The sequence below is a fragment of the Polaromonas sp. genome (assembly GCF_012927455.1).
GTDB lineage: Bacteria > Pseudomonadota > Gammaproteobacteria > Burkholderiales > Burkholderiaceae_C > Polaromonas.
This window is the reverse complement of record NZ_JABBPE010000002.1, coordinates 693,223-717,926: the sequence shown is the minus strand read 5'-3', so window position 1 is coordinate 717,926 and position 24,704 is coordinate 693,223. Positions and strand designations below refer to the sequence as shown.

Here is a 24,704-nt window from a genome sequence, read left to right as displayed (position 1 = left end):
CGTAAATCGGTTGACTCGAACGGTACGCTTGTACGCTTTCACGACGCCAGCATGTTGGCGCCATCAAGTTTTGACGCGGCGCGGTCAAACGTCCACAACGGGCCTTCACCTGCGGCGTGTGCAAGAGCTACATGAACGCAGTCTGCAAAATCCGCTTTGTTGCGTTGATACAAGGCAAGTGCCACCTCTGCGGCAGCTTCAGATTCAAAAGTCAGTTCCACTGACGCCAAAAGGCTGGACATGGCGGAGCTGATCTGGTTTTTGTCGAAGCCGAAATTTGAACGCAAAACCCACTCCAACTCCAGCATCACGGTGATCGGGACATACAGTGTCTTCGGACAGCAGCAGTCTTACCTATCAACGCGACATTGGATGACAAGATTCGCGTACCGTTTAGAAAACGATAAATAGGTATTTTTGATTGAATCTACTGCTGTAGTTGCACCAGAAAGACCCTCCATGGCCAAAAGTATTTTTCATTGGAAACTTGCTTGCCGCTCTGCGTTGGCAAGTGTGCTGGCAGCGCTTTGGCTGACTGCTTGTGGCGGTGGCGGAGGCGATGCTGCGCCTGTGTCTTCTGCTGCCCCGGTGCCGCCCGCCGCGCAGCCGCCCGCCATAGGGCAGACACAGCCGGTAGCGCCGGCGCAGACAGCGCCTCCTGCACAGGGACAGACACCAGTAGCAGTGCCAGTAGTGCCGGCACCAATAGCAGCCCCAGCACCAACTCCGGTGCTTAACACTGAGAAGTTCACGGTCAACACGACCACGCAAGGCGCACAGGTACTGCGTAGCGTGGGCTCCGTCAAGGAGGCCGGGTACACGGTTGCATGGCTTTCAGGCGCTGATAAGATTTTTATTCAGCGCCTTGACAGCGCCGGCTACAAGATCGGCGGCGAAGTGCAGTTGCAGCTAGATATCAAGGACGTCAACGCATTTTCTCGAGTTGAGGCGATTCGCAGTAGTTCCATAGCCGTACTGCGTGATGGCAGTGTTGTGGTCTCTTACAGCGCGTTAAGGCCTGCCAACTTATCAGTGCCTGACGGTCCGTCTGTTACCTTTGGCATCTATGTGCAGCGCTTTGATTCGACTGGTGCGCAGGTGCTGCCCGAAACCGAAGTTTTCTCCCAGACTTTTGTGTCCTATAACCGTTCGCCAGGCCTGCGTGATGTCAAGACGATTGCACTGGCAGACGGCGGTTTTGCAATTGGCTGGGCTGCAATACAGTATTCATCAGTGACGATCCGCACGACCTTTTTAGTACGACGCTATAGCGGCTCCGCACAAACGGCGGGCCCAAGGGTCATGGTGGGTGCGCAAAGCAGCCCGGGAAGTTCGAGTTATGCCTTAATGCCTGACGCACTTGGCGGCTATGCAGTGTCGACCTCGCAGCAGCGCGAGGACTACACCTCTTTCTTTTCGCTAACCTACTTTGACACCAGCAACGCGCCTAAACCGCTCGCGCTTTCAAGCGAAACAACCAGGGCGTTTTTGCTGCCGCTCGCAGGAAAGCGTTTCGTGCTGTTCGCGCAAGGCAGCCTCGGCGTATCTCGACAGTTCCTCGATAGCCTCGGAAACCCTGTTGGTCCGCAAACCCCCATCCCAGCCCTACCCATCACAGCCCAGGAATTAACCGATGGAAGTTACGTGACTTTCACGGCTACCGCTGCCGACATATTGGCACAACGTTTTGACCGGGAGGGAGTAGTGAAGGGCGAAAGTGCGCTGATTAAGACTCAAAGCGCGCCTGTTGCCGTCGTGGCACTACCTCAAAATGGCTTTGCGGCGGCCTGGACCGGGGCCGGCACCGGGATTGGAAGCGACGGAGCGAGCGATCAAGATGTGTTCGCTCAGCGCTTCAGGTTTTGAAGCGACTCCGTTCAAGGCGGTGTCCCAAAGGTAAGGCGCGAAAGCAGTTCATAAATGTTTGCCTGCAATCTTGGGTTTGGCCCGCAACTATGGTTGCCGCTGGGTGGCAGCAAGGCCCCCACCATCCGCTTTCCCCTATGTGCTTACAGTGCCTTTTAAAACCTAGAAGTCAGCCTGTGCGCCCCTTGGCTCCGGGGCATGACAAAAGCGCTCTTAAGCATTGGAAAGCGTTGGGGTCAGGAAAGCGTTGGGGTCAGGTCTTGCATTGCAACATTGCCACTCCCAGCGCCGACGAATGTATTTTCACTGCCGTGGCGAGCGGCGATCTGAGCCTTTTCAGACCACGGTAACGCTCGCGCCCTCAACGCGAGCCGCAATTACGCCAATCTCATAAACAGTCTCCCCGGCCACGCGCAGCATGGAAGCGCAGATAGCGGCATTGGCGGCATCAATCACCACGACCATGCCAATGCCGTTGTTGAAGGTGCGGTTCATCTCGAAGTCGGAAATCGCGGCGGTTTTCTGCAGCCAGGCAAACAACTCGGTTTGCGGCCAGCTGCCTTTGACGAGGTGCGCGGCCGTGCCTTCGGGCAGCACGCGCGGGATGTTTTCCAGCAATCCGCCGCCGGTGATGTGGGCCAGCGCCTTGATCGGATGCACTGCCAGCGCGGCCAGCACGTTCTTGACGTACAGGCGCGTCGGTTCCATCAGGGCGTCCTTGAAGGGCTTGCCGTCCAGCGTGGTGGGCAGATCGGCATCAGCACGCTCGATGCATTTGCGCACCAGGCTGAAACCGTTGGAATGCACGCCGCTACTGGCCAGGCCCAGCACCACGTCGCCCGGTTTGACGTCCTTGCCGGTCAGGATTTTTGATTTTTCAACCGCGCCGACGGCAAAACCGGCCAGGTCGTATTCGCCCGCCGGATACATGCCAGGCATTTCTGCAGTTTCGCCGCCAATCAAGGCGCAGCCGCTGAGCTCGCAGCCTTTGGCAATGCCGCCGATCACGGCTGCCGCGGTGTCCACATCGAGCTTGCCGCAGGCGAAGTAGTCCAGAAAGAACAGCGGCTCAGCGCCTTGCACCAGCACGTCATTGACGCTCATGGCGACCAGGTCGATGCCCACGGTGTCATGCATATTCCACTCAAACGCCAATTTGAGCTTGGTGCCGACGCCGTCGGTGCCGCTGACCAGCACCGGTTCCTTGTAGCGCTTGGGCACTTCAAACAACGCGCCAAAGCCGCCAATGCCGGCCAGCACGCCTTCGCGCATGGTCTTTTTGGCCAGCGGCTTGATGCGTTCGACTAGTGCGTCGCCCGCGTCGATGTCAACGCCGGCGTCTTTGTAGCTCAGGGGAGAGGAGGAAGAGGTGGTCATGGGCTCTGGCTTTAAGGGCGGTGGACGGGTTGGGTAGGTGCGGGGAGGCAGCAGGGCCGAAGAACGGGACCTGGCAGCCGGGTGCTGCCCTTCAAGCCCGATAGAATTCAGCTTCAGATTCTAAAGGCTCCATTCGGGGCTCCAATCCGGGCTTTACGCAATTTACGCAAGAAGCCCAAGCCAGGGCTTTATGCAATTTACAAGCACCCAAAAACGCACGGGCACCTGGTGCCTGATCACGCTGCTGGTCGTTTTGGCGTTATGGCAGCTGGGCCGGGTGCTGACACCCTTTGTCGTTGCCGCGGTGCTGGCTTATGCGCTGACGCCGCTGGTCAATCGGCTCGACGACCTCGGCAGAGGCCGGGTGCCGCGCGTGCTGGCCGTTGTACTGGTCGAGCTGCTGTTCATCGTCGTGCTGTTAGGACTGTTTTTGCTGATCGTGCCGATTTTGTCCAAGGAGCTGCCGCTGCTGCGCGAACAGGTGCCCCTGCTGGCCGACCGGGCCAATGCCACGCTGACACCCTGGCTGGCGCAGATGGGCATTCCCGTGCCGCTTGACGTGGGCAGCATCAAAGCCGCCGCGCTCAAATACCTCAATGCCAATTTTGAAGAGAGCTTTGGCCAGCTGATGTCTTCATTAAAGCTGGGCGGCAGCGTCGCGCTGACGATTGTGGGCGCGGCCATTTTGATCCCCGTCGCGCTGTTTTACTTGTTGATGGACTGGGATCGATTTGTCGGCCGGGTGGTTGAGCTGGTGCCGGTGCCGCTGCGTGCACGCTTTGACAGCTTTATGGAGGAGGCTGATTTGGTGCTGGGTCAGTATCTGCGCGGCCAGCTGCTGGTCATGCTTGCCATGGCCATTTTTTATGCCACCGGGTTGTCGCTGTTCGGACTGGATCTGGCCCTGCCCATCGGCATCTTCACCGGGCTGGCGATGTTCATTCCCTACGTGGGCTTTGGCATCGGGCTGATTCTGGCGGTGTTGGCCGGCCTGCTGCAGTTTGCCTCGATCAAGGCGGTGATCATGGTTGCGGTGGTGTACGGGCTGGGCCAGGTGGTGGAGGGCTTTTACCTGACGCCGCGCCTTGTGGGCCACCGCATTGGCCTGCATCCGCTGGCCGTCATTTTTGCGTTGCTGGCGTTTGGCCAGATTTTCGGCTTTGTTGGCGTGCTGATTGCGCTGCCGGTCAGCGCGGTGCTGCTGGTTGGCATTCGCCGTGTGCGGGCCGGCTACATGGGCAGCAGTCTGTACCAGGACTAGCAGGCCCAGCACGAAACATACACCAGCATGGCAGCATGAAACAGATTGCGCTCGACATCGGGCTGGCTTCCTCCCCGTCGTTTGCCAATTTTTTCGGCGGACCGAATGAGGTGGTGCTCAGACACCTTGAGCTGTGGGCCGGCAATTCCCTGCGCTCGCCGGTGCCGACTTATCTTTGGGGCGACACGGCCAGCGGCAAAACCCATTTGCTGCGGGCTGTCAAAGAGGTGCTGTGCGAACAGGGCGCGTCTTGCGGCTGGCTTGACGCTGGTGTGCGCGAGCCGCCCGAGTTCAACGAGTCCTGGGCCGCCGTCATTCTGGACGACTGCCATCTGTACACGGCGCTGCAGCAGCAAGCGGCCTTCAACTGGTTTGTCAATGCGCTGAACGCGCCCGATGGCAAGCCGCGCTGGGTGCTGGCGGCCGGCCAGCTGCCACCCGCTGATCTGGCCCTGCGCGAAGACCTGCGCACCCGGCTGGGCTGGGGCCATGTGTTCGCCCTGCAGGCCTTGAACGAGACCGAGCGCCGCGCCGTGCTGCGCAAGGAAGCCGATGCACGCGGCGTGTTTTTAAGCGACGAGGCCATGGATTTCATGCTGACGCGCTTTTCGCGCGACCTGGGCAGCCTCATGCAGTTGCTCGACCAGCTGGACGCCTACGCCCTGCAAACCCAGCGCGCCATCACGATTCCGCTGATCAAATCCATGCTGGAGAACCAATGACTGATGAAGTGAACACCGCTCAGGCTGATACGGAGGCGGGCGTGCGCCGCGCCGGGCCGCCCCAAGCAAGCACAGGCCCCTTGGGGAGCAGCGCAGTACGCGAAGCGACAAGCGTGGGGGCGCCAAAGATCGCCCTGTTTGACCTCGATCACACGCTGATCCCGATTGATTCGGACTACGAGTGGGGCGAATTCACCCTCGCGTTGGGCTGGTGCGACGCCAACGACTTCAAGCGCCGCAACAGCGAATTCTTCGCCCAGTACCGCGCTGGAACGCTAGACATTCATGCCTATGTGCGTTTCGCAACGATCGCCATGCGGCAGCAAGGTGCTATAAAATCAATAGCTGCTCGCGCCCTGTTCATGGGCGATGTGGTGCATAAAGTCATCGAAAAGCAAGCTTTGGCGCTGGTCCGGCAGCATCAAGAGGCGGGCGATCAGGTGGTGATCGTCACCGCCACCAACGAGTTCGTGACGCGCCCGATAGCCGATGCTTTTGGCGTGCAGGAGCTGATTGCCGTGGAATTAGAGCGTGACGCCCAGGGCGAAGTCACCGGCGAAATCAAGGGCACGCCGTCTTTTCGCGAGGGCAAGGTGGCGCGTGTAGAGGCTTGGCTGGCAGCGCGTCAGCTGGGCTGGAGCGACGTGGAAACCACCTTTTACACCGACTCCATCAACGACCTGGCGCTGCTGGAAAAAGCCACGCATCCGGTCGCCACCAACCCGGACGAGCGCCTGCGCGCGCTGGCCCTGGAACGCGGATGGCGCATACTTGCGCTGTTTGCGCAGTGATGAGGCACCAGAACTGCTTGCGCGCTTGGCGCCCAGCCGGTCCTCAAGGCCAAGACCTTCTGACCAGCTCAAAACAGCGCCAGCGTCGCCCGCACGGGTTTTTACAGGGCCCGGCGCAGCGCACCCCTAGCGTCTGAATAGAAGTCTGTAAGCGTCCCTTTACCTACTTACCCTGGTTACCTGGTTTTTCATGATCAAAAAATTTATCGACAAGCTGTTTGGCAAAACCGGCAGCACAGAGGCCGGCTCTACACGAGGCAAAAAATCAGCTTTCGGCAAACGCCAGGACGTCGGCCCCCAGGAACACGGCATTAACCCCAAGCTGGTCGACGAGCGCGCCATGGACGTGGTGCACACCCTCAAGCAGGCCGGCTACCAAGCCTATATCGTCGGCGGCGCGGTGCGCGACCTGCTGGTGGGCCTGCGTCCCAAGGACTTTGACGTGGCTACCGACGCCACGCCCGAACAGGTGAAATCGCTGTTTCGCCGCGCCTTCATCATTGGCCGGCGCTTTCGCATCGTTCACGTCATCTATGGCCGCGGCCGCGAGCACGAGGTGATCGAGGTCTCGACCTTCCGCGCGCACCTGGACAGCAGCCTGGCCGAGCAGGTCGGCGGCAACGAGCGCACCAGCAAAAGCGAACTGGCCGGCATGAAGCACGCCGTCCACGCCTCCGGCCGTGTGCTGCGCGACAACGTCTGGGGCCCGATGGAAGAAGACGCCGCACGGCGCGACTTCACCATCAATGCGATGTATTACGACCCTGAAACGCAGATCGTTGTCGACTACCACAACGGCATCAAGGACGCCAAGAAAAAAATCATCCGCATGATAGGCAACCCGACGCTGCGCTACCGCGAAGACCCGGTGCGCATCATTCGCGCCGTGCGCTTTGCCGCCAAGCTCAATGCGCTGGGCTTCAAGTTTGAGGACAAGACCGCTGCGCCGCTGCGCGAGATGCGGGGCCTGCTCGCCGATGTGCCGCAGTCGCGCCTGTTTGACGAAATGCTGAAGTTGCTGCAAACCGGCCATTCGCTGGCCAGCATCGAGCAACTCAAAACCCTGGGCCTGGGCACCGGCATTTATCCGCTGCTCGACGTGGTGGTGGAAATGGCGGACGACCCTTTCCTGAAGCTGGCCATGCAAGACACCGACCGCCGCGTTGGCGAAGGCAAGCCGGTGGCGCCGAGCTTTTTGCTGTCTTGCGTGCTGTGGTCCGATGTGCGGCAAGGCTGGGAGCAGCGCCGCCAGCGCGGCGAGCATGTCATGCCGGCGCTGCAGGACGCAATTGACGACGCCTTCAACGCCAAGATTGGCGATGTTTCGGGCCGTGGCAAGCTGGGCATCGACATGCGCGAGATCTGGACCATGCAGCCGCGTTTTGAAAAGCGCGTGGGCAGCGCGCCCTACTCGATGCTGGAGCAGCCCCGCTTTCGCGCCGGCTTTGACTTTTTGCGCCTGCGCGGGAAAACCGGCGAGATCGACGAAGCGCTGGGCGAATGGTGGGAGAAATTCAGCACCGGCTACGACGACGAACGCCACGCCATGATTGAAGAGCTGCGGCTGGCGCAGCTGCAAAAGCCGCAGCATCCGCGGGTTCGCGTGAAGCGCGCTGACGTCGATGCGGGGGCCTCCTCGGTCAATCCGCTCCCTCGTTCTTCTGCAGGCGGGCGCACCGCGCCCGAGTTGGCCGAGCCGACTGGGGAGCAGGGCGACCTGCCGCCGGCCAAAAAACGCCGGCGTCGGCGCAAGCCTACCGGTCAAATCGAGGGAGGCGCGGCCCAAGGCGAAGAACGCGCCGGAGACCAGCCTGCGCCATATAGCGATTCGGCGGGTTCCCGCTCCTGAGCCAAGACCGGCCCTGTGATGCCTGCAGGCCAGCCGTCGCGCCCCTCGGTCAATCCGCCTGAGCCCGTCAGCGCCTACGTCGCCCTGGGCGCCAACCTTGGCGACGCCGTGGCTGCGCTGCGGCGGGCGGTCACTGCCATGAACGGCTTGCCGTACACGCAAGTGCGGCAAAGCTCCAGCCTCTATAAAACCGCGCCACTCGGCACTGATTCCGATTCCGAAGGAGTCGTTGCCGCCCCCGGCGCCGACTACCTCAACGCCGTGGTGGAACTGCAAACCGGCCTCAGCGCGCCGGCGCTGCTCGACCAGTTGCTGCTGATCGAACAAGCGGCCGGACGCGTCAGGCCTTACCGCAACGCGCCGCGTACGCTGGACCTGGACCTGCTCTCATATGGCAGCGCCCGCATCGATTCAGCGCGGCTGACATTGCCGCATCCGCGCATGGGGCAGCGTGCTTTTGTGCTGGTTCCGTTGGCCGAAATTGCCCCGGACCGGGTCAGCGCCGAACAGCTGCAGGCTGTGCAACACCAGCCGATCAAGCGCCTGGGTCCATTTGGCGGGTAATCAGGGCGCCAAGCGTTCGCGCAACCAGCTGGCGTCGGCCTGCAGCGTGTAGCGCAGGCGGTCATGCAGCCGGCTTTTGCGGCCTTGCCAGAACTGCCAGTTGTCGGGCTTGAGGCGGTAGCCGCCCCAGTGCGGCGGGCGCGGCGGCTGCAGCAAAAATTTGGCGCCGTATTTCGCGGCATTGGCCAGCAGCACGCTGCGGCCTGAAATCACCTCGCTTTGCGGGCTGGCCCAGGCACCGATGCGTGAATCAAGCGGCCTGCTGTGGAAGTAAGCGTCGCTCTCCTCGTCAGATACTTTTTCCACGGTGCCTTCAATGCGCACCACGCGTTCCAACTCGACCCAATGAAACTGCAGCGCCGCATACGGGTTGCCCGCCAGTTCATGGCCCTTGCGGCTGGCGTAATTGGTGTACCAGACGATGCCGCGCGCATCAAAGCCCTTGATCAACACGACGCGGGTGGACGGGCGCAGGTTGCTGGCGACGGTGGCCAGCGTCATGGCGTTGGGTTCTGGCACTTGCGCGGCGATGGCTTCGTTCAACCACTGCTCAAATTGTTTCAAGGGGTCTGCGTGCGAGGCGGCTTCATCGAGCTCGGCGCGCTCGTAGCTTTTGCGGAGATCGGCGATGGAGGTGGGCTCAGTCATGCTTGCAGTATAGAGAGTGCATTTGCCCGCGAGCACGCGCCAGCCGGTGCTTGCCAGAGCGCCTGATTCAGCAGTAAATAGTAGCTGAAGCCCATATAAAACGGATGCAAGCAGCTATTAATTCAGTAGCACTTGACGATTCATGGAGATTCGCTCGCGCAGTTCGCGCTGCCAGGATGCGGGGCTCGGTTGTGTCGTTTGCAGGGTGGTAATTTGGTTACAAAATTTTCCAATAAATGTGCATTTTACACATTTATACTCATTTTTCATGCTGACCGAACCCTCAAACACTGCCATCGACTCGGAATCGTTTACCGACTCGGCCCCGACTGCGGAAAAGCAGTTGCTGCTCGAAGCCGTCGACAACCTGCTGACCCCGCTGGCGCAGCTGTGCGTGGGCAAGGGCATCACCATTCAGATGATCGAGGAGCGCTTGCGCCAAGCCTTCGTTCAGGCTGCGCGCCAGGTCCTTGCCGATCAGCCTTCGGCGCGACTCACCAGCCGCATCAGCGCCACCACCGGGCTGACGCGACGCGAAGTCATGCGGCTGGAGAGCCAGCCGATGCGCGAACGCGAGCCTTACCGCTCGCCGATTACCGAATTGTTCATGCGCTGGCTGGCCGACCCGGCCTTGCGTAGCGCGAGCGGCCGGCCTCTGCCCTTGCCGCGCCATGGCGTGGCCCCGAGTTTTGAAGCGCTGGCCAAGTCGGTCACGCGCGACGTGCATTCGCGCACGCTGCTTGAGGAGTTGAGTCGCCTGCGCCTGGCCAAGTTCGACGTCGCCACCGACACGGTCCATATGCTGCAAGAGGCCTTTGTGCCGCGCGGCGACTGGGCGCGCATGGTCGGCTACCTGGGCGACAACGTCGGCGACCACCTGCGCGCCGCTACCGCCAACGTGCTGGGCAATGGCAACGAAGAACTCGAACAAGCCATTTTTGCCGACGAACTCTCGGCCAAATCGCTGGCCCAGGCGCGCACGATGATGATGCAGCAGTGGCGCAACATATTGCAGGAAATGACGCCCCGGCTCGAAGAACTGATGGCCGCCGACCGGCTGGCCGGCCGCGTACAGGACCAGTGCCTGCGCATCGGTCTGTTCACCTGGTCGCAAGCCATGCCCCCCAATTCCCCGCGAATCCCCTGAATTTCAGGATTCCCCTGTGAATCCCCCAGTTCCCTCACCACCAAGGAAAGCACCGATGAAAATTGCAAATGAGAAACCAGCCTTTGCCCGCGTCACACGCCGGGAAGGATTGCTCAGCCTGTTAGGCGGCGCCCTGTTCCTGGCAGGCTGCGGCGGCGGAGACAGCAGCCAGGCGGCCGTGAACAGCGGCGGCACCGGTTCCACCGACGCCAGCGGCTCCTTGTCCGTGGGACCGATTGCCGGCATGGGCTCCATCATTGTCAATGGTGTGCGCTTCAGCGATGACTTGGCCAAGATTCTGGACGACGATGGCATCACCGTCGACCGCAAGGACCTGAAGCTGGGCATGATGTGCCGGGTCAAGGGCAAGGCCAAATCACGCAAAGCGGATAAAACCGACGAAGCCGAAGAGATAACCCTTCGCAGTGACCTGCTCGGCCCTATCGACAGCATTCCGGTTGCGACAACCGCCCCGACGACGATGGTCGTGCTCGGGCAAAAAGTGCAGATCACGATCACCACGATTTTTGAAGATGACTTGAGCCTCGCGAATTTGCACGCCAACGATATCGTGGAAGTGCACGGCTTTGTCGATCCGGTCAGCAACGTGATAACGGCCACGCGCATCGAACGCAAGGTTCTGGCCAACGTCAAGTTCTTCAAGCTGCAAGGCAAGGTCAGCAAACTTGCCCTGACAACCTTTCAAATCGGCACGCTGGTCATCAGCTTTGATCAGGCGGCACTGGGTAACCTGACCTTGGCTAACGATTTGCTGGTGCGCGTACGACTGGACAAAGTGGCCATCACCCCGGTGCCGGCTGTTGCCACCCGCAAAGCAATCAAGATTCGCGCCGTGGAGGTGGAGACCGAAGACCACGACGAAGTTGAAGTCAAAGGCCTGATCACTGTATTCACTTCCATCGCCGATTTCACCGTCAACGGCGTGAAGATCGATGCCCGCGGTGCCGCAGGTCTGCCGCCGCTCGAGGTCGGCAGCCGGGTTGAGGTCGAAGGCAGCATGGTCAAGGGCGTGCTGATGGCGAAGAAGGTCGAAGAGGAAGACGAAAAAGACGATTTCAAGTTCGTACTGCACGGCACGGTCTCCGGCAACAGTACAGTCGGGCTCACCTTCACGCTGACCTCCACCGGCGGCATGGTGGCCAAGGTGACCTTCAAGGTCGGTGATGTGAAATTCGTCAATCTCGCCTCAGCGGCCAGCCTGAAAGATGGCCTCACGCTGAAGGTCGAGGGTCGGGTCTCGCCAGATGGCAGCTTCGTGGCCAAGCGCATCACCCGGGAGTAAGGGGGTCAAGGCTGCTTTTGGGCGGCTAATCTTGGGCGGGCCGTGTGGCTCGCCCTTTTTTTTGTGCGCGCGGCCCAGCGCAGGGTCGGGCCCAAGGCCTGGTTCAACCAAAGCGCGCCCTGCAACGTGGCGAAGCGGCGTCATGGCGTCGGGTTCTGGCAACTGTGCAGCGATGGCTTTGTTAATCCACTGCTCAAATTGTTTCAAGGGGTCTGCGTGGGAGGCGGCTTCATGGCGCTCGGCGCGCTGGTAGCTTTTGCGGAGATCGGCGATGGAAGGGGTGTGCTCTGACATGCCTGAAGCATAGGGATGGCGGCTGTATTTGCCGACGCGCTCTGGCTGTTGCTGGCGGCGCTTGGCGAGGCGATTGCTCGGCTGCCGCTGGTGGCGCGCGCCGGGCCTATTGCGCAGGGCGTGGCGCGGCAGCGGCCTGCCTGGTTTTTGGGGTTTACCCTTAAATAATGCTTCAAGCCCATACATCACGAGCGCTAGCAGCTATTAATTTAATAGCACGCGTCAGCGCTAACGACGCCGGCGCGTGCAGCGACTTGAGCACGCGGGACGATCCGCAAGCGGCAGAAATTGGGCCGACGCAGCGCCAAGGCCGGTCGCGCACACGGCGGCTCGTCAGGGCGGATGCCCGCGGGTGCTGCTCGCAGCGCCGGGTGGCCGGCTTCGCGGCTTCATTTCCCGCCTTTTCGACCACACCGAGGGCGAAGATTTAGCCCCTTTTTCGGATGTGGTCTGGTTACAAGTTTTCTGTTTAATGTGTTTTTTGCACATTTAAACTGACTTTTCATGTTGATAGAGACCCCCAACACTGCTGCTGAAGAATCGTTCACCGACTCGGCCCTGACTGCGGAAAAGCAGTTACTGCTGCAAGCCGTGGACAACCTGCTGGCCCCGCTGGCGCAGTTGTGCGTGGGCAAGGGCTTGTTCACCTGGGCACAAGCCATGAGTCCCGATTCCCCTGATTTCCCCCGTTCCCCTGGTTCCAAAAATTCATCTGGTTCCTCCGATTCACTCGATTCCCTCACCACCACCAAGGAAAGTACCCATGAAAATTGAAACCCAAGCACCAGCATTTACCCGCGTCACGCGCCGGGAAGGATTGCTCAGCCTGTTAGGCGGCGCGTTGTTCATTGCGGGCTGCGGCGGCGGCGGCGGCGGCGACAAGAACGACACGCCCGCTGCCAACAACGGCGTCGGCCCCACCACCTCCAACGACGCGAACGGTTCCTTGTCCGCCGGTCCGATTGTCGGCCTGGGCTCGGTCATCCTGAGTGGCGTGCGCTTTGACGATATGGAAGCCAACGTGGTCGATGAGGATGACCAGCCTTTCCCAGGCGGCCGAGATGGCCTGAAACTGGGCATGATGTGCCGCGTCAAGGGACGAGGCAAATCACGCAAATCCGACAAGACCGACAAAGCCGAAAAAATCATCTGCATGAGCGAGTTGCTGGGCCCTGTCGACAGCGTTCCAGTAGCGACAACCGCCCCGACGACGATGGTGGTGATGGGACAAAAAGTGAACATCACGGCCTGCACGATCTTTGAAGAAGGCCTGGGCCTGACCGGTGACAAGGTCCTGGCCGTAAACGACATTGTCGAAGTGCACGGCTATTTCCTTAACAACGAGATGACGGCCACGCGCATCGAACTCAAGAAAGCCGCCGAGATCAAGCCCACCAAGATGTGCGGCGTTGTAAGTGCCCTCACGACTACGAGCTTCCAGATCGGCGACTTCATCGTTAGTTTCGACGCATCCACGGACATGGGCAAGTTGATCCTGAAAAACGGAATGGTTGTGCGCGTCAAGCTGACACTCACTGTGCCCGCCGTGACCACGCCTCCTACGCCGGTCAAAAGCGGCAAAGCGATCAAGATTCGCGAAGTGGAGAAGGAAAAAGAGACCGAAGACCGCGAGGATGTCGAGATCAAGGGCACGATCACCGAGTGGACGTCCAACGCCAATTTTGTTTGCAACGGCGTGACTATCGATGCCAGCGGCGTTGCTGGTTTGCGAGCCCTCAAGGTGGGCGACCGGGTTGAGTGTGAGGGCCGCATGGTCAAGAAGGTGCTTAAGGCGACCAAGTGCAAAGTGGAAGACGACAACGACCAGTTCAAGTTCGTGCTGTACGGTAAAGTTACCGGCAGCAGGACCGATGGCAAACTTAAATTTACCTTCGACGTCACCACGACCGGCGGCAGCAAGATGAGCAAGTTGACCGTCGACAAGAGCGTTAATTTCACCAACGGCCTCAAGTTGGCTGATCTGCGCGCTGACCATGGTGGAACGCTGATCATCGAAGGCGTGGCCGAGCATGACGGCAGCGGCAGCATCAAGGCGACCCGCATCGGCCTGATCCCCCTGAATGCCACAACGTAATTAAGTCAAGGCTGCCTTGTGCAGCTGTTTGAAGGGCGGGCCTTGTGTCCGCCCTTTTTTCGTTTGCGATTCTGATGCTCAAGGCTTGACCAGCTGCAACAGCTTTCCCAGCGCGTGGTCGTGAATGCCCAGGGTGCGCAGCTTGTCATAGGTGAGCTGCGCGTAGTCGCGCGTCGTGCCGTAACGCCCGCTTGCGCTCAAGAAAATCTGCCGGTAGTGGTCTTCGCTGAGCACGCCGGCGTGGCTGGGGCTGCGTTTTGACAGCGTGAAGGCCAGCGCCCTGGAGTCGCCCAGCGCCGTTTTGCAGCGCAGCCACTTCGGGTCGTAGACGCCGCCGTTGGGCATTTCCCGCTCCCACAAGATCGGCAGGGTGGTGCTGACCTGGGCCTGCGGAATGCGGTAGGCCACGCCTTTGCAGCTGCCGCCAGGCAACAGGCCAAACACCAGCCCGGGCAACTCGGGCGTGCCGCGGTTGATGCGGCTCCACATCTTGAGCGCGCGGTGGTAGCCGTGCAGCGTGGCAAAGCGCTCTTCGGCAAATTCAAAGTCCGGTCGCCAGATCAGCGACGCGTAGGCAAAAATCCACAGGTCGCCCTGGCCGCCCCATTCGCGCAGAACAGCGTCCAGCAACTGCGGCGGATGGCGCGCTACATGCTCTGGCTTGCCTGGTTTGCTCATCCCTAGACTTTACAATCCTTTGAGTTTTCAAAGGGAGTTGGGCAATGTTTTCTCAAGACGATGACGGGTCGCAGGGCCTGGTGTTGGCGCTGCTGGCTGGTTTGATCGCAATGGTGCTGGCGCTGGTGATGGGGGTTGGCATTTCCCATCGTGCTGCCGTGCTGCGCGCCGTTCCAGCGCCTGCTGCCGCCTTGCCCATCAATCCCGCGTCCGCTGCAACGGCTCCCGCCGCGGTCGCTTCTGCGCTGCCCGCGGCGCCCCTCCTCAGCGCAGCGCAGCTGGCGCAGGCCGCGTCGGATGCGGCCAGCGTCAAGGTTGAGCAGGGTGTGGTGAAGTTTTATTTCGCCAGCAACAATGCCCAGCTGGCAGCGGGCGCCGGCGAAGCGCTGGCCGACATGGTCAAGGGCGCCCAGTCAGGTCGCAAACTGCTGATCTCGGGTTTTCACGATGCCGTCGGCAATCCTGTTTACAACGCCGCGCTGGCCCAACGCCGGGCGCTGGCAGTACGCGACGCCTTGAAGAACGCCGGGGTTGACGACCGGCAGATCGAGCTTAAAAAGCCCGAGCAAATGGTTGGCACCGGCACCAATAGCGGCAGCGATGCCGAAGCCAGGCGTGTCGAAATCAGCCTGCAGTAGGCGATCTCGCGGCAACGCCTTGCCGCAAGCTGCACACTGGCTTTAAAAGGAGGGCGGTTCAGGAAGTTGCGTTGTTGGCATCAACATTTCAGGCCAAGGGCTGATGGCCGATTCCACAGGCCTTTTGCGGTGGCTTTGGTAACCGCGTCGTAACCATGGCCGTGTCCAATGCATAGACCAGCCATTACCATAGAGTCATGGAGTTGGTAATAAGGTTACAGGCATTCCTATTTGAGGTGACATCCCATGGCGATTCATTCCGCAGTCTCAGACATCACGGCGCGCATTGCTGAACGCAGCGCTCCCACCCGCAGCGCTTACCTGGCGCAGTTGCACGCCGACAGCGGCCGCGCCCCCAGCCCGGACCGCATGGGCTGCGCCAATCTGGCGCATGCCGTTGCCGGCATGCCGCTGGACGACCGCTTCAAGATACTGACCGAACGCGCACCCAACATCGGCATCGTCACCGCCTACAACGACATGCTGTCGGCGCACACGCCGCTGCAAAGCTATCCCGCGCTGATCAAGGACGAGGCGCGCAAGCAGGGCGCCACCGCGCAAGTGGCGGGCGGTGTGCCCGCCATGTGCGACGGCGTGACGCAAGGCACCAGCGGCATGGAGCTGAGTTTGTTCAGCCGCGATGTGATCGCCATGGCGACGGCGGTGGCGCTGTCGCACGACATGTTTGACGCGGCGCTGATGCTCGGCGTCTGCGACAAGATCGTGCCCGGCCTGCTGATTGGCGCGCTGCAGTTTGGCCATCTGCCTACGGTGTTCGTGCCGGCCGGGCCCATGCCGTCGGGCCTGCCCAACAAGGAAAAAGCCCGGGTGCGCGAGCTGGCCGCGCAGGGCCTGATCGGACGCGAGGGTTTGCTCGATGCCGAACTCAAGAGCTATCACAGCCCCGGCACCTGTACCTTTTACGGCACAGCCAACAGCAACCAAATGCTGCTCGAGGCCATGGGCCTGCATGTGCCCGGTACCGCTTTTGTGGCGCCCGGTGGCACATTGCGCGACGAGCTGACGCGCGAAGCGGCGCGCACCGTGCTGGGCATTGTCAAGGCGAAACGCTTTGCTCCGATTGGGGAAATTGTTGATGAACGCGCCATCGTCAACGCCATGGTGGCCCTGCTGGCCACGGGCGGCTCTACCAACCACCTGATTCACTGGGTCGCGGTGGCGCAATCTGCCGGCATCGTGATCGACTGGAATGATTTTTCGGCCCTGTCAGACGTCGTGCCGCTGCTGACGCATGTCTACCCCAACGGCAGCGCCGACGTGAACCAGTTCCAGGCAGCGGGCGGCACCGGGCTGGTGATTCGCGAATTGCTTGATGCCGGTTTGATGCACGAAGACGTGCTGACGGTGCGCCAAGGCGGCATCCGCGAATACACCCGCGAGCCGGCGCTTGCCGAGCCGTCGCTGGCGGGGCCCTCGCTGGTCTGGCATGACGCAGGCAACTCCAAAGACGAAACGATAGTTCGTTCCGTCGCCGCGCCGTTCAGCGCCACCGGCGGGCTCAAGCTGCTGCAAGGCAACCTCGGCCGCAGCGTCATCAAGGTGTCCTCGGTTCCCGATGACCGCCATGTGATTGAGGCGCCGGCCCGCGTGTTTGATTCGCAAGAGGCCTTGCATGCGGCGTTTAACGCGGGCGAACTGGCGTGTGATGTGGTGTGCGTGGTGCGCTGGCAAGGCCCGCAGGCCAACGGCATGCCCGAACTGCACAAGCTCACGCCACCGCTGGCGGTATTGCAGGGCAAGGGCTTCAAGGTCGCGCTGGTGACCGATGGGCGCATGAGCGGCGCATCGGGCAAGGTGCCGGCTGCCATCCACGTCTCTCCAGAGGCGGCTGCCGGTGGCCCGCTGGCCAAAGTGCGCGACGGCGATGTGATACGCGTCGATGCGCTGACCGGCGAGTTGCAGGTGTTGCTGCCTGATGCCGAATGGGCGGCGAGGCCGCTTGCAGTCATGCCCGAAGAATTGCGCCAGCGCAATGCTATCGGCATGGGCCGGGGCTTGTTTAGCGGCATGCGGCGCCATGCGCTGACGGCTGAAGAAGGCGCTTTGTCATGGATGTAAATCTCAATATCAGCGTCCAACTGAGCGCCTTGCAGGTGATGCGCGATGCGCCTGTGATTCCGGTCATCGTGCTGAACGATGTCGGGCAAGCCGTGCGGCTGGCGCGGGCGCTGGTGGCGGGCGGCATCCGCATGCTGGAAGTCACCTTGCGCACCCCGCAGGCGCTGGCCTGCATTGAGGCAATCGCGCGTGACGTCCCCGAGGCGGTGGTCGGCGCCGGCACAGTGCGCAGCGCCGCCGACGCGCAGGCCTGCGCCATGGCCGGCGCGCGCTTTGCCGTCAGCCCGGGCTACACCCATGCGGTGGGCCAGGCCTGTCGTGATGCCGGGTTGCCATTGCTGCCCGGCGTGGCTACCGGCAGCGAAATCATGATGGCGCAGCAAGACGGCTTGAGCGCGCTCAAATTTTTCCCCGCCCTGCAGGCTGGCGGACCCGCCATGCTGAAAGCCTGGAGCGGGCCGTTTGGTGATGTGCGGTTTTGCCCGACTGGGGGGGTATCCATCGCCAATGCCGCGGAGTTTCTGGCGCTGCCCAACGTGGCTTGCGTGGGTGGCTCATGGCTGACCCCGGCCGATGCGCTAGCGCGCGGCGACTGGGCGCAAATCACCACGCTGGCGCAGCAGGCCTGCCAGCTGGCGCGACGGGGCGGTTGAGCCACATTTTCAGCTCAATTTCCTGGATTTAGAGATGAAATAGGCCTCTAGCCCAATCAGCACGGGCGCAAGCAGCTATTAAAAAGATAGCGAACGTAATACCGCTGCTGCCTAGCGCAGACCCGCGCCGCCGGCGCCTTCAGCGCGCTGGATCAATTCGATCTTGTAGCCGTCCGGGTCGGTCACAAAAGCAATCACCGTGTTGCCGCCCTTGACCGGACCGGCTTCGCGGGTGACCTTGCCGCCGGCCGTTTTGATTTTTTCGCAGGCGGCGTAGGCGTCGGGCACGCCCAGCGCGATATGGCCATAGGCCGTGCCCATCTCATAGCTGTCCGTGCCGTGGTTGTAGGTCAGCTCAATCTCGGCCTGGGCCGGGTTGCCTTCATAGCCGACAAAGGCCAGCGAATATTTGTATTCGGAGTTTTCCGAGGTGCGCAGCAGCTTCATGCCCAGCACCTGGGTGTAGAAGTCGATGGAGCGCTGGAGGTTGCCAACGCGCAGCATGGTGTGAAGAAGTCGCATGATGAATTTCCTGGTGATGATGGAGGGATGAAGTGCGACGTGATTGTCGCCAATCTCGCTCGTCAGGTGTTGCCGTGTCGCAGTTTGGCGCAAAAGCCTGCATGACCGCGTTTTATTGCGCGGTGGCCCGGGTTGGGCGCGGCGGTGGCAGCTCAAGCACGAGGCAAGTCGTGGTGGCGTGGGCGTACAGCGTGCCGTCGGCCCCGACGATGCGGCCCTCGGCCGTGGCCAGCTGCCGGCCGCAGTGAATGACGCTGCCGATGGCGCGCAGAGGTCCGCTTTTGTGCGAGGCAGCGCGCACGATGTTGAGGCTCAGCTCGGCGGTGGTGTAGGTCCGGCCCGCCGGCAGCATCGTATGCACGGCGCAGCCTACGGCCGAATCAAGCAGCGTGGCGTACCAGCCGCCATGCACACTGCCCATGGGGTTGTAGTGCTTGAGCTGCGGGCTACCCTGAAAGATGGCTTTGCCGCGCTCTACTTCTACCAGGGCGAAGTCCAGCGTGTTGGCAATGTGCGGGTAGGGCAGAACGCCTGCCAACATCGCCTGCATGATTTCCAGGCCGGTTTTGCCGGCGATCTGCTCAAGGCTGGCAATACCCGGCTTGCCACCGCCGGCCAGCACGCGGGCGCGCACCGCAGTGCCTTGTTCTATCCAGTGATGCAGGGTCTCGCCCAAAGTCTGGTTCACGGTCTCATTGAGGGAGTTGGGCTGGGTCATGAGAATCAATAAAGTTGTGTATGCAATGATTGTCGGCGCGTGGCATGAAGATCAGTGCCACCACGCTGACCCCCAGGCCTTCGGCCAATCGGCAGTTGGCGCTGCTGTGCCTGTCGGCGACATTCCTGCCTAAATAGCGCTACTGCGGCGGCGTAAATGCAGCTCGCGCAGCCAGTGCAGCGGCGCGGCTGGCGCAGCCTTCAAGGTGGTCGTTGACCAGCCCCATGGCCTGCATAAAGGCCTGCATCGTGGTCGGCCCGACAAACGTCCAGCCGCGTTTCTTGAGGTCTTTGGACAGCGCCACCGAAGCGGGTGATGTCGGCATGGCCCGCACGCTCTCATGCGTGATGCGTTCCGGCCGGCTGGCGCAAGAGGGTTCGTGCCGCCACACAAACGCGCCCAGCGAGCCGAATTCGCGGCGCAATTCCAGCACGCGCCGGGCGTTGTTGATGGTGGAGGCGATCTTGCCGGCGTGTCGCACGATACCCGCATCGTCCAGCAGGCGTTGGATATCGCTTTGATCAAACCGCACGACCTGCTCGGCTTCAAAGTTGGCAAAAGCGCTTCGGAAGGCCTCGCGTTTGTTCAAAATGGTGAGCCAGCTCAGGCCTGCCTGAAAACCTTCCAGGCAAATTTTCTCAAACAGCCGGCGCTCGTCCGCCACTGGAAAGCCCCACTCGGTATCGTGGTAGTGGCGGTAAAGCGGTGTGGCCTGGCACCAGGCGCAGTGGGTGGTGCGGGCGTCGTCGGTGAAAAGTCCGGTGGCAGCCGGAGTTGTCGGCGCGGTGCTTTTGGCGGTTGTTGTGGTTGTGGCGGTGTCACGGGGCATGCTGGATTTTAGGCACGGGATGGGACGCCGGTATCCGATACAACCCACGGTCCTGACGGGTGGCGCTGGCGGTCCGAGATAAAAAAATGCTGTTGGGCGGAATAAATCGCGAGTTGACCCCGTCTACCTCAGTGTCAGGCGAATTCCGCTGCCTGCAACCCGAGTCCAAACCCTCTTTCAAACAGGATATTTTCATGTTTAAAACCCTCTCTCCCACCGCTTGCGCTTGCGCATGGTCGAATACCCTTCGCTCCGCCACGGCTGCCGCGCTCGCCGCCGTGTGCCTTGTGCCCCTGGCGAGTCAGGCCCAAGATGCCGAGATCAAGATGTTTGCGCCGGTGAACGGACAGCGGGTCGGCGTGGGCGGTTTCGGCTGGTTTGTTGACCTCGCCATCGATTTTGACGTGCCGCTGGAGCGAACTGGCTTCACCGGCTTCCAGCTGACCGGGCCGGGCGCACACAACAATGTCCCGCCGATGCCGGGGACGTTTTCCCCAGGCCGTGACGACCGGATGCCGGGCCTGATCGTCCTGGTGTCCACCGCCACCGTCGGCGCACAGTCGTGCCAGAACGTCGCGAATCTTTTCAACCTCACCGGAGTGACCCATCGGGAAACTGCGAAGAGCCAGCTTTGGGATACCTGGATCGTGGGTGCACCCAATTTTGGAGTCAACACGCAAAGCACGGTCTACGCCGCCATTGCCGCGGATAAGGACCGCGATGGTGTTTTCAATGACGCGCCCAACGTAGTGCCCGATGCCGATGGCAATGGCATCTGTGACGAGAAAGACCTCAAGGCTTTCGGCCTGGCCTCCAATGTTCGCCAGGCCAGCTTTTTCATCAACCCATGAGCCAGGCCGCCTCGCCCATCAACTGAAAGCATGCCATGAACAACCATTTTCTCCCCACCATCGCCCTTGCCGCTGCGGCCTCCTTTTTCGCCACAGCGTCCCACGCGCAAGCCCCCATCAAGAGCGCCAACGGCGTGATGGTCAATGCTGCCGGCATGACGCTCTATACTTTCGACAAGGACATGGCCAACAGCGGCAAGAGCGCCTGCAACGGCCCTTGCGCCGCGCTGTGGCCGCCGCTGATGGCCGCTGCGTCCGAGCCAGCGGGTGGCGACTACAGCATCGTCAAGCGCGACGACGGCACGCAGCAATGGGCCTACAAGGGCAGGCCGGTGTACACCTACCAGGCCGACCAGAAGGCCGGTGATCGCAGCGGCGACAACTTCAAGGACGTGTGGCATACCATCAAGGAATGAGCGACGCGCCGCCTGCCGCCTGCCTGCCACGGCTATGGACAACGACCAGCAACTGCTGACCTGGGTGCCGCGCCTGCGCCGCTACGCGCGGGCGCTGGCCGGTAACCGCGACGACGCAGACGATCTGGTGCAAGACACGCTGGAACGCGCCTGCGCCAAATCCGCCCTGTGGCGCGGTGTGACCGATATGCGCGCCTGGCTATTCGGAATCATGCACAACCTTCACGTCGATGGTGTGCGCCGGCCCAAGCTCTCTACCGTGACCCTGGATGACGATACGCCTGAGGCGCCGGTAGCCGCCACGCAGGGCGACCGCCTGGAAGTGCTGGATCTGCAGACCGCGCTGGAGCGGTTGCCCATTGAGCAAAAGGAGATCATATTGCTGATCACGCTGGAGGATATGAGCTACGCCGAAGTCGCCCAGACTCTGGGCATTCCCATCGGCTCCGTCATGTCACGCCTGTCGCGTGGGCGCGAGCGGCTGCGCTCGCTGCTGGAGGGCCGACCCGACCCAGTGCGGCTGAAAGTCGTCAATTGAAAAGAACACCATGAATCAGACCCGCCCCCCCCATCCACCGGCCAGCGAAGCCGACCTGCAAGCCTGTGTTGACCGGCAACTCACGCCCGAGCGACAGCGCGAGATGGAGGCTTATCTGGCCCAGCGTCCCGAAGAAGCGCAGCGCGCCGATAGCTACCTCGCGCACAAACGCGAACTGCGCGCCCTGTTTGATCCGGTGCTGGACGAGCCCTTGCCGCAGCGGCTGAGACAGGCGGCCACGCCGCGCTCACCCTGGTATCTGCAGCGCCTGGCTGCTGGCATCGCGATAGCGGTAGTCAGCGGTGCGGCGGGCTGGGGGCTGCGCGGTGGCGTCGGGGCCGAGCCTGGACCCAGCCTGCTGGCGCAGCGCACACCTGGTGCGATCACGGTGGCAGCGGCAACCGGTTTTGCGCAGCGCGCAGCCATTGCGCATGCGGTGTACAGCCCGGATCAGCGGCGTGCCGTTGAAGTCGGTGCGGACCAGGAAGACCAGCTGGTGGCCTGGTTGTCCAAGCGCATGGGCGCGCCCATGAAGCCACCTCATCTGCAGGCGCTTGGCTATGCGCTGGAGGGTGGCCGGCTGTTGCCCGGCAGCCAAGGACCGGTGGCGCAATTCATGTACCACGACAACGCCGGTGCCAAACTCACGCTGTATGTCTCGAACGAGGTCGCTGATGCGGGCGCGGGGTTGCAGGGTAGAAAAAACCAGGAGACGGCTTTCCGCTTTGCCCAGGAAGGCAAGGTCAATGTCTTCTACTGGGTGAATGGACCGTTCGGCTACGCCATCTCGGCGGATGCCGACCAGGCCGAATTGGCCCGGGTCTCGGGCGAGGTGTACCGGCAAATTGGTATCTCGCGCTGAGCGTGCAGCTGCAGGCAGCGCCATGGGCGGCGAAGAAACCTTACAGCCAAACGCGCATTTTGAACAAAACACTGTAGCGGCCCCTCTTGTATACAGAGCTTACTCAACCACTCAACCTAAAAGGTTCCTATGAACGAAGAACTGAACAACGCACGCCGCGATTTTTTGAAGATCGCTGCAGCGCTGCCCGCCGCCGCAGCGGCGCCATGGGCTATGGCGCAAGCCCCCTCGGAAAAGACTGCTCCCGCAGCAGCAGCAGCAGCAGCCGCCTCGTCGCCTGACATCGCCCCGGTTGACCGTGTCTTCATCACCAATGAAGACTCGAACACCCTCAGCGTGATCGACCCGATGAGCAACAAGGTCGATACCACCGTCAACCTGACCAGTTTCGACGAGGACGCTCGCCCGCCGTTTCGCTTCGTCACCGGCGGCGTCATGCCCACGCATGCGGCCATGATCCACAAGCCGCTGTACCACGGCTGCGTTGACGCGCACGGTGCCGTGCCCAACCCCGACGGCACGCTGCTGGCCACCTCGGGCCGGGGCAGCAGCAACATCTACCTGATTGATGCGGTGAATCGGCGTGTGCTTGGCAACGTAGCCAATCCACAGGCCGGGCCCACGACCAACCCCGAGCGATTGTCAAGCGGCATCCTGCTGGGCCGCGAGCCGCATGAACCAACCTTCACGCGCAATGGCCGCGAGCTGTGGGTGACCCTGCGCGGAGAAGACCGCATCGCCATTCTTGACGTGGAGCAGGCAACCCGGCAATTGAGCGGGCAAGGAAACGGCGTGCCGGCCAGCGCGCTGCGGGCTTATGTGCCCACGATCAACGGCCCCGCACAGGTATGGTTTTCCAAGGACGGTGCGCTGGCCTTCGTCATCAGCCAGAAGGTGGCGCAGCTTGAAATTTTTCAGGTGAACCCCGATTCAAAAGGTTATTCACGGCCCAAGCGTTTGCGGCTGGTTGATCTGAGCGCGCAGGACAAACCTGCGTTCACGCCATTTCAAAAACTCTCGCCCGATGGCAGCCAGATGTGGCTGTCGCACAAGTTGGCTGACGCGGTGTCGATCGTTTCGGTGAAAGATCCGGGCACGGTGCTGGCAACACTGCCGCTCGGTGAGATGGCACGGCCCAACCACCTTGAGTTCGTTGACAACGCCCGTGGTGAGGCGACCTACATGAGCCTGGCGCGGGTAGACGATGGTGGGCCCAACGGCGCCGCGTCGAGTCGCCTCGCGATCATTGACCGCTCGGTACCGGCAGCGCAGCAGAAGGTGGTCGGCATGGTCTATACCGGCGGGCGTGAAGCGCATGGCCTGTGGACCAACCCGGCCAATAACCTGCTGTACGTGGCACACGAGCAGGATGAGCTGCCGGGCACACCCAACGCCGGCCAGGTCGTGTGTTCGGCCTTCGATGTTTCAACGCCGCTGGAGCCCAAGCTCATCACCCAGATTCCGCTCGGTTCCCTGAAACTGCCATCAGGCGAATTGCGCAACAAAAAAAGCATTAATCTGGTCTATGTGCGGCCCGGCACCAAGGGGCAGACGGCATGACCGACCACAGCGCGCATCAGGCCGCAGGTGGTGGCCAGGGTGGCGGCGCAAAAACAGGTTTCGAGGCCGAAATGAACACCGGCATGGCCCGCATGATGAACGACATGCACAGCCCGGGCTACACCGGCAAGCCCGATACCGACTTTCTCGCCATGATGATTCCCCACCACGAGGGCGCTGTGGAGATGGCGCGCCTGGTGCTGATCCATGGGCGCGACCCGATGGTGCGCCAGCTTGCCGAAGACATCATCGCCAGCCAGACGGTGGAGGTCGCCGCCATGCGCGGCAGGATGGCCGTGCTAAGCGCCGGACCTAATCCCCAGCCCGGCGGCTACCCGGCGCTGGGTGCCGTGCGGGGCGGCGCCTGAGTCTGTCAATCAACCAGCGTGAAATTCACTTAAGCACTGATGCGATGGTCAAGCGAATGAAACTGGTATTCAAGG

General features: G+C 61.7%; 27 protein-coding genes and 1 pseudogene. 20 read left to right on the top strand and 8 right to left on the bottom strand.

The genetic code is table 11. The features are described 5' to 3' along the window. Window positions 1-38 precede the first annotated feature (38 nt). Window positions 39-329 (bottom strand): PIN domain-containing protein, encoded by a 291-nt coding sequence (locus HHJ18_RS03965; protein ID WP_296911920.1) that lies wholly within the window; start codon window positions 327-329, stop codon window positions 39-41. 400 nt (window positions 330-729) lie between these two features. On the opposite strand from HHJ18_RS03965, the gene HHJ18_RS03960 reads away from it, so the two are divergent. Further along, window positions 730-1,866: a hypothetical protein gene (locus HHJ18_RS03960; RefSeq protein ID WP_296911724.1), complete on the top strand. Its 1,137-nt coding sequence runs from the start codon at window positions 730-732 to the stop codon at window positions 1,864-1,866. A 336-nt stretch (window positions 1,867-2,202) separates the two neighbouring features. On the opposite strand, the gene purM is transcribed toward HHJ18_RS03960, so the two are convergent. Continuing rightward, complete coding sequence (purM, locus tag HHJ18_RS03955; RefSeq protein ID WP_296911722.1) at window positions 2,203-3,243, bottom strand: phosphoribosylformylglycinamidine cyclo-ligase; 1,041 nt, start codon at window positions 3,241-3,243, stop codon at window positions 2,203-2,205. 190 nt (window positions 3,244-3,433) lie between these two features. On the opposite strand from purM, the gene HHJ18_RS03950 reads away from it, so the two are divergent. The 5 genes from HHJ18_RS03950 (at window position 3,434) to folK (ending at window position 8,430) form a co-directional block, all read left to right on the top strand. Next, on the top strand, window positions 3,434-4,504 hold the full coding sequence (locus tag HHJ18_RS03950; RefSeq protein ID WP_296911720.1) for an AI-2E family transporter: 1,071 nt from the start codon (window positions 3,434-3,436) through the stop codon (window positions 4,502-4,504). Between the two features lie 35 nt (window positions 4,505-4,539). Beyond that, on the top strand, window positions 4,540-5,226 hold the full coding sequence (gene hda / locus HHJ18_RS03945; RefSeq protein WP_296911719.1) for a DnaA regulatory inactivator Hda: 687 nt from the start codon (window positions 4,540-4,542) through the stop codon (window positions 5,224-5,226). Further along, entirely contained in the window at window positions 5,223-6,017 is a 795-nt protein-coding gene (locus HHJ18_RS03940) for an HAD family hydrolase (RefSeq protein ID WP_296911717.1), read from the top strand. The genes hda and HHJ18_RS03940 overlap by 4 nt, the downstream gene beginning before the upstream one ends. 190 nt (window positions 6,018-6,207) lie before the next feature. Further along, entirely contained in the window at window positions 6,208-7,866 is a 1,659-nt protein-coding gene (gene pcnB, locus HHJ18_RS03935) for a polynucleotide adenylyltransferase PcnB (protein ID WP_296911714.1), read from the top strand. An 18-nt stretch (window positions 7,867-7,884) separates the two neighbouring features. Continuing rightward, the gene (gene folK / locus HHJ18_RS03930; protein WP_296911712.1) at window positions 7,885-8,430 is read left to right on the top strand and encodes a 2-amino-4-hydroxy-6-hydroxymethyldihydropteridine diphosphokinase; all 546 of its coding nucleotides are present in this window, start codon (window positions 7,885-7,887) and stop codon (window positions 8,428-8,430) included. Here folK and pdxH read toward each other — a convergent pair whose 3' ends face one another. Beyond that, window positions 8,431-9,078, bottom strand: a complete 648-nt coding sequence (gene pdxH / locus HHJ18_RS03925; RefSeq protein ID WP_296911711.1) for a pyridoxamine 5'-phosphate oxidase — start codon at window positions 9,076-9,078, stop codon at window positions 8,431-8,433. A gap of 268 nt (window positions 9,079-9,346) precedes the next feature. Between pdxH and HHJ18_RS03920 the strand changes: the two genes are divergently transcribed. Together HHJ18_RS03920 and HHJ18_RS03915 are read left to right on the top strand one after the other, a co-directional pair. Beyond that, entirely contained in the window at window positions 9,347-10,225 is an 879-nt protein-coding gene (locus tag HHJ18_RS03920; protein ID WP_296911709.1) for a DUF6502 family protein, read from the top strand. Window positions 10,226-10,280: 55 nt separating this feature from the next. Next, complete coding sequence (locus tag HHJ18_RS03915) at window positions 10,281-11,528, top strand: DUF5666 domain-containing protein (protein ID WP_296911707.1); 1,248 nt, start codon at window positions 10,281-10,283, stop codon at window positions 11,526-11,528. A gap of 138 nt (window positions 11,529-11,666) precedes the next feature. Here the strand turns inward: HHJ18_RS03915 and HHJ18_RS03910 are convergent. After that, window positions 11,667-11,822 (bottom strand): annotated as a pseudogene (locus tag HHJ18_RS03910) (pyridoxamine 5'-phosphate oxidase); the annotation flags it as partial. Between the two features lie 15 nt (window positions 11,823-11,837). On the opposite strand from HHJ18_RS03910, the gene HHJ18_RS03905 reads away from it, so the two are divergent. The 3 genes from HHJ18_RS03905 (at window position 11,838) to HHJ18_RS03895 (ending at window position 13,917) form a co-directional block, all read left to right on the top strand. Then, window positions 11,838-11,990: a hypothetical protein gene (locus HHJ18_RS03905; protein WP_296911705.1), complete on the top strand. Its 153-nt coding sequence runs from the start codon at window positions 11,838-11,840 to the stop codon at window positions 11,988-11,990. Between the two features lie 336 nt (window positions 11,991-12,326). After that, on the top strand, window positions 12,327-12,596 hold the full coding sequence (locus HHJ18_RS03900; protein ID WP_296911703.1) for a hypothetical protein: 270 nt from the start codon (window positions 12,327-12,329) through the stop codon (window positions 12,594-12,596). Next, window positions 12,586-13,917, top strand: coding sequence for a DUF5666 domain-containing protein (locus tag HHJ18_RS03895; RefSeq protein WP_296911701.1), 1,332 nt, complete (start codon window positions 12,586-12,588; stop codon window positions 13,915-13,917). Before HHJ18_RS03900 ends, HHJ18_RS03895 begins: the two co-directional genes overlap by 11 nt. Before the next feature lie 78 nt (window positions 13,918-13,995). On the opposite strand, the gene HHJ18_RS03890 is transcribed toward HHJ18_RS03895, so the two are convergent. Then, on the bottom strand, window positions 13,996-14,595 hold the full coding sequence (locus HHJ18_RS03890; protein ID WP_296911699.1) for a gamma-glutamylcyclotransferase: 600 nt from the start codon (window positions 14,593-14,595) through the stop codon (window positions 13,996-13,998). Window positions 14,596-14,639: 44 nt separating this feature from the next. Between HHJ18_RS03890 and HHJ18_RS03885 the strand changes: the two genes are divergently transcribed. From HHJ18_RS03885 to eda, 3 genes are all read left to right on the top strand, one after another. Continuing rightward, window positions 14,640-15,233 carry an OmpA family protein gene (locus HHJ18_RS03885; protein WP_296911697.1) on the top strand — a complete coding sequence of 198 codons (594 nt, stop codon included), beginning with the start codon at window positions 14,640-14,642 and terminating at the stop codon, window positions 15,231-15,233. A gap of 246 nt (window positions 15,234-15,479) precedes the next feature. Next, window positions 15,480-17,312 carry a phosphogluconate dehydratase gene (gene edd / locus HHJ18_RS03880; protein WP_296911695.1) on the top strand — a complete coding sequence of 611 codons (1,833 nt, stop codon included), beginning with the start codon at window positions 15,480-15,482 and terminating at the stop codon, window positions 17,310-17,312. Next, window positions 17,303-17,965, top strand: a complete 663-nt coding sequence (gene eda / locus HHJ18_RS03875) for a bifunctional 4-hydroxy-2-oxoglutarate aldolase/2-dehydro-3-deoxy-phosphogluconate aldolase (protein ID WP_296911693.1) — start codon at window positions 17,303-17,305, stop codon at window positions 17,963-17,965. Before edd ends, eda begins: the two co-directional genes overlap by 10 nt. 111 nt (window positions 17,966-18,076) lie before the next feature. Here the strand turns inward: eda and gloA are convergent, their stop codons facing one another. From gloA to HHJ18_RS03860, 3 genes are all read right to left on the bottom strand, one after another. Beyond that, window positions 18,077-18,487 (bottom strand): lactoylglutathione lyase, encoded by a 411-nt coding sequence (gene gloA / locus HHJ18_RS03870; protein ID WP_296911691.1) that lies wholly within the window; start codon window positions 18,485-18,487, stop codon window positions 18,077-18,079. Window positions 18,488-18,599: 112 nt separating this feature from the next. Continuing rightward, window positions 18,600-19,205, bottom strand: coding sequence for a PaaI family thioesterase (locus HHJ18_RS03865; RefSeq protein WP_296911689.1), 606 nt, complete (start codon window positions 19,203-19,205; stop codon window positions 18,600-18,602). Between the two features lie 139 nt (window positions 19,206-19,344). Further along, entirely contained in the window at window positions 19,345-20,034 is a 690-nt protein-coding gene (locus HHJ18_RS03860; RefSeq protein ID WP_296911687.1) for a DNA-3-methyladenine glycosylase I, read from the bottom strand. 194 nt (window positions 20,035-20,228) lie between these two features. Between HHJ18_RS03860 and HHJ18_RS03855 the strand changes: the two genes are divergently transcribed. The 6 genes from HHJ18_RS03855 to HHJ18_RS03830 all read left to right on the top strand — a co-directional run bounded on the left by HHJ18_RS03855 (window position 20,229) and on the right by HHJ18_RS03830 (window position 24,629). Beyond that, window positions 20,229-20,885, top strand: coding sequence for a hypothetical protein (locus HHJ18_RS03855; protein ID WP_296911685.1), 657 nt, complete (start codon window positions 20,229-20,231; stop codon window positions 20,883-20,885). Window positions 20,886-20,920: 35 nt separating this feature from the next. Then, window positions 20,921-21,301 carry a hypothetical protein gene (locus tag HHJ18_RS03850; RefSeq protein ID WP_296911683.1) on the top strand — a complete coding sequence of 127 codons (381 nt, stop codon included), beginning with the start codon at window positions 20,921-20,923 and terminating at the stop codon, window positions 21,299-21,301. Between the two features lie 34 nt (window positions 21,302-21,335). Further along, on the top strand, window positions 21,336-21,839 hold the full coding sequence (locus HHJ18_RS03845; protein ID WP_296911682.1) for an RNA polymerase sigma factor: 504 nt from the start codon (window positions 21,336-21,338) through the stop codon (window positions 21,837-21,839). Between the two features lie 10 nt (window positions 21,840-21,849). After that, complete coding sequence (locus tag HHJ18_RS03840; RefSeq protein ID WP_296911680.1) at window positions 21,850-22,701, top strand: anti-sigma factor; 852 nt, start codon at window positions 21,850-21,852, stop codon at window positions 22,699-22,701. Between the two features lie 129 nt (window positions 22,702-22,830). Next, on the top strand, window positions 22,831-24,261 hold the full coding sequence (locus tag HHJ18_RS03835; protein ID WP_296911677.1) for a YncE family protein: 1,431 nt from the start codon (window positions 22,831-22,833) through the stop codon (window positions 24,259-24,261). Next, window positions 24,258-24,629, top strand: coding sequence for a DUF305 domain-containing protein (locus HHJ18_RS03830; RefSeq protein WP_296911675.1), 372 nt, complete (start codon window positions 24,258-24,260; stop codon window positions 24,627-24,629). The genes HHJ18_RS03835 and HHJ18_RS03830 overlap by 4 nt, the downstream gene beginning before the upstream one ends. Window positions 24,630-24,704: the final 75 nt, after the last annotated feature.